This is a genomic window from Sandarakinorhabdus sp. (assembly GCF_032115815.1).
In the GTDB taxonomy this organism is placed as follows: Bacteria; Pseudomonadota; Alphaproteobacteria; order Sphingomonadales; family Sphingomonadaceae; genus Sandarakinorhabdus.
In genome coordinates, this window is sequence record NZ_JAUMBI010000231.1 from 1 (window position 1) to 2894 (window position 2894).

Genomic DNA, 2894 nt, shown 5'->3' on the forward strand with positions numbered 1-2894 from the left:
ATCGAAGCGGCGGCGCGGCTGGGCCAATCGGAATCGATGATCAAGGTGAATGTGCATCGCGGCCTTAAGCGCATGGCCGCCGCCGTGGACGAGGATAAGTGATGGCTGAGTTTTCTTCCAACCAGCAGCTGGAGGCGCTGATGGACCGGCTTGCCGCTGATGTGGCGCCCGTCCAGCCGCTGGAAGACCGGCCCACGATGCTGGTGCTGGCCACCGTGCTGCTGATGGCGGCCATGCTGATGCTGGCCTGGCTGGGGCTGCGGCCCGATCTGATGGCCGGGCAGCCGCACCCGATGTTCCTGTTGCGCTGCGGCACGCTGGCGGTGCTGGGGGTGGTGAGTGTGGCGGCCGTGCTGGCCCAGGCGCATCCGGGTGTGGGCCGCAGCACGCAAGGCTGGAAAGTGGCGGCGGCGATGGCGCTGCTGTTTCCGCTGTCTGGCGCGATCATGGCGCTGGATCAGCCCGAACACGCGATGGCAATGGCGGGCGCTGCCAGCGGCTGGGAATGTTTGCGGATGAGCCTGTTGACGGCCAGCCTGTGCGCGGTGCCGATGGTGCTGCACCTGCGGCGCGGCGCGCCGGTGGCGCCGAGCCGCGCCGGCCTGCTGGTGGGCCTCGCTGGTGGCAGCCTTGGCGCGCTCGCCTACAATCTGCACTGCCCGTATGATTCGATGGTCTATACCGGCCTGTGGTACGGGCTTGCGGTGGGCATTGCCGCGGTGGCGGGGCGCCTGGTGGTGCCCCGCCTGATCCGCTGGTAGATATTCAGCAGCGCTTGACGCTGGCGCGGCCGATCTCGCGGCCGGCCAGGGCGCCGGCACCGGCGACCAGCGCGGTTTCGCCGACATTGCCGCCCAGCAGCGCCGTGCCGACACCGGCAATCACTGCGCCGGCAACAGCACCGCGGGCCTTGGCGCGCTTCTTGGCGCGCTGGCACTGGGCCAGCGTGTTGTACTGCTTGCCATCATATTCATACAGCGTCGGCTGGCCCTGCTGGGCAAAGGCCGGCGTGGCCACGGGCGCCATCAGGCCCAGCGAAATCGCGATGATCAGGGGAGTGCGCATCATCATTCTCCTCTTGCATGGCCTGCGAACCAGGGCGCATGCTTGGGTTTGTTGAGCATGGGCGCGCTTGCCGGCTGCGACAAGCATACCCCCGGGTTCAGCCGATGTTCAAGCTGGCAGGTGGAAGGTGAATTCATGATGAAGCAGATGATCTTGCCGGCACTTGCCCTTCTGGCCAGTGCGCCGGCCTTCGCCCAGCCTGCCGGGCCGGCAGACGAGTATGTGCCCGAAATGCGCGACGCCGTTGCCGCCGCCGCACTGCCGCCGCCAGCAATGGACGCGCGCCTGATGCCGACGGCCGCCGATGCCGCTGCGCTGCCGCCCGGCTGGAAGCCGGCCACCGCGGAATCCTGGGCGCCGGCCACGGCGCAATCCTGGCAGCAGCAGGCGCCCGCCGTGCAGAACCAGGGCTGGCAGCAGGGTTGGCAGCAACCGCCGCCGGTGCAGGTGGTTCATACGCGCACCGTGGTGCCCGTGCCGGTGCCTGTCGCCTATGGCGGCTGGGGTGGTGGCTGGGGTGGCCCGGCCGTTGTCGCGCCCATCGGCTGGGGTGGCGGCTGGAACAGAGGTTGGAATCGCGGTGGCTGGAACCGTGGTTGGAATCGAGGCGGCTGGAATGGCGGCTGGGGCCCGGGCGTGGTGATTGGTGGCGGTTGGGGCGGCGGATTTGGCGGCGGCTATGGGCGCGGCTGGGGCCGGTGCCGCGGCACGGGCGGCGGCGCGCTGGTGGGCGGCATTGCCGGTGCCAGCATCGGCTATGGCCTGGGCAATCGCTGGGATCGCACACCGGGCGTCATCATCGGCGGCCTGGTCGGCGCGCTGGCTGGCAGCGCCATCGAACGTTCAGGCTGCTGAGGCGGTAATCGCCTCCAGAAAGGCCGGCCCCCAGCTTTCCAGCTTCACGGCGCCCACACCGGGGATGCGGGCCATGTCGGCCATCGTCTGCGGGCGGCGGGCGGCCATGGCGCGCAGGGTTGCATCGGCAAACACGATATAGGGCGGCACCCCGGCATCGGCGGCGAGCTGCCGGCGCAAGCTGCGCAGTTCCTCGAACAGCGCGCGATCCTGCGGGGCAACATCCGCCGCCGCGCTGCTGCTGCTGGCTTTGGCTGCCCGGCGCGGCACCACCTGTTTCAGGTTGATGGCCACCTCACCTTTCAGGATCGGCCGCGCGGCGGGGCCCAGCACGAGGCCGCCGTGCTGTGGATCACGCTCCAATGCGTCGATGGCTTCGAGCTGGCGGGCGAGGCTCTTCCACTGATCGGCCGGCCAATCCTTGCCGATGCCGAAAAGCGGCAATCGGTCGTGGCCGAATTTCTGTACTTTTTCCGTCGCCTTGCCGCCCAGCACCTCGATCAGATGCCCGGTGCCAAAGCGCTGCCCGGTGCGATACACCGCCGAAAGCAGCTTGCGCGCGGCTTCGGTGGCATCCAGCAGCGTGGGCGGATTCAGGCAGTTGTCGCAGTTCCCACATGTGGCCGGCGCGGTTTCGCCGAAATAGCGCAGCAGTTCCTGCCGCCGGCAGCCAGCGGTTTCCAGAAAGGCTATCAGCGCGTTCATCCGGCGGGTTTCATTGGCCTTGTGTGCATCGCTGCCATCACCGGCCGCGATGAAACCACGCAGCCGGGCCACATCCTCGCCGCCCCACATCAGGTGCGCCACCGCAGGATCGCCATCGCGGCCGGCGCGGCCGGTTTCCTGATAATAGGCCTCGATCGATTTGGGCAGGCCGGCGTGCACGACGAAGCGCACATCGGGTTTGTTGATGCCCATGCCAAAGGCGATGGTGGCACACATCACCATGTCTTCGCTCTTCACGAAATCCGCCT

General features: G+C 68.5%; 4 protein-coding genes. 2 read left to right on the forward strand and 2 right to left on the reverse strand.

Features of this window, described 5'->3' with window-relative positions; genetic code table 11:
* The first annotated feature begins 101 nt into the window (after positions 1 to 101).
* Positions 102 to 761 carry a DUF1109 domain-containing protein gene (locus tag RT662_RS13290; RefSeq protein WP_313671178.1) on the forward strand — a complete coding sequence of 220 codons (660 nt, stop codon included), beginning with the start codon at positions 102 to 104 and terminating at the stop codon, positions 759 to 761.
* A gap of 4 nt (positions 762 to 765) precedes the next feature.
* Here RT662_RS13290 and RT662_RS13295 read toward each other — a convergent pair whose 3' ends face one another.
* The gene (locus tag RT662_RS13295; RefSeq protein WP_313671179.1) at positions 766 to 1065 is read right to left on the reverse strand and encodes a hypothetical protein; all 300 of its coding nucleotides are present in this window, start codon (positions 1063 to 1065) and stop codon (positions 766 to 768) included.
* Positions 1066 to 1203: 138 nt separating this feature from the next.
* Here RT662_RS13295 and RT662_RS13300 point away from each other — a divergent pair, with 138 nt between their 5' ends.
* Positions 1204 to 1920, forward strand: a complete 717-nt coding sequence (locus tag RT662_RS13300; RefSeq protein WP_313671180.1) for a glycine zipper 2TM domain-containing protein — start codon at positions 1204 to 1206, stop codon at positions 1918 to 1920.
* Here RT662_RS13300 and RT662_RS13305 read toward each other — a convergent pair.
* The coding region (locus tag RT662_RS13305; protein ID WP_313671181.1) for an RQC domain-containing protein at positions 1909 to 2894 on the reverse strand (986 nt) is incomplete at its 5' end. The genes RT662_RS13300 and RT662_RS13305 overlap by 12 nt on opposite strands.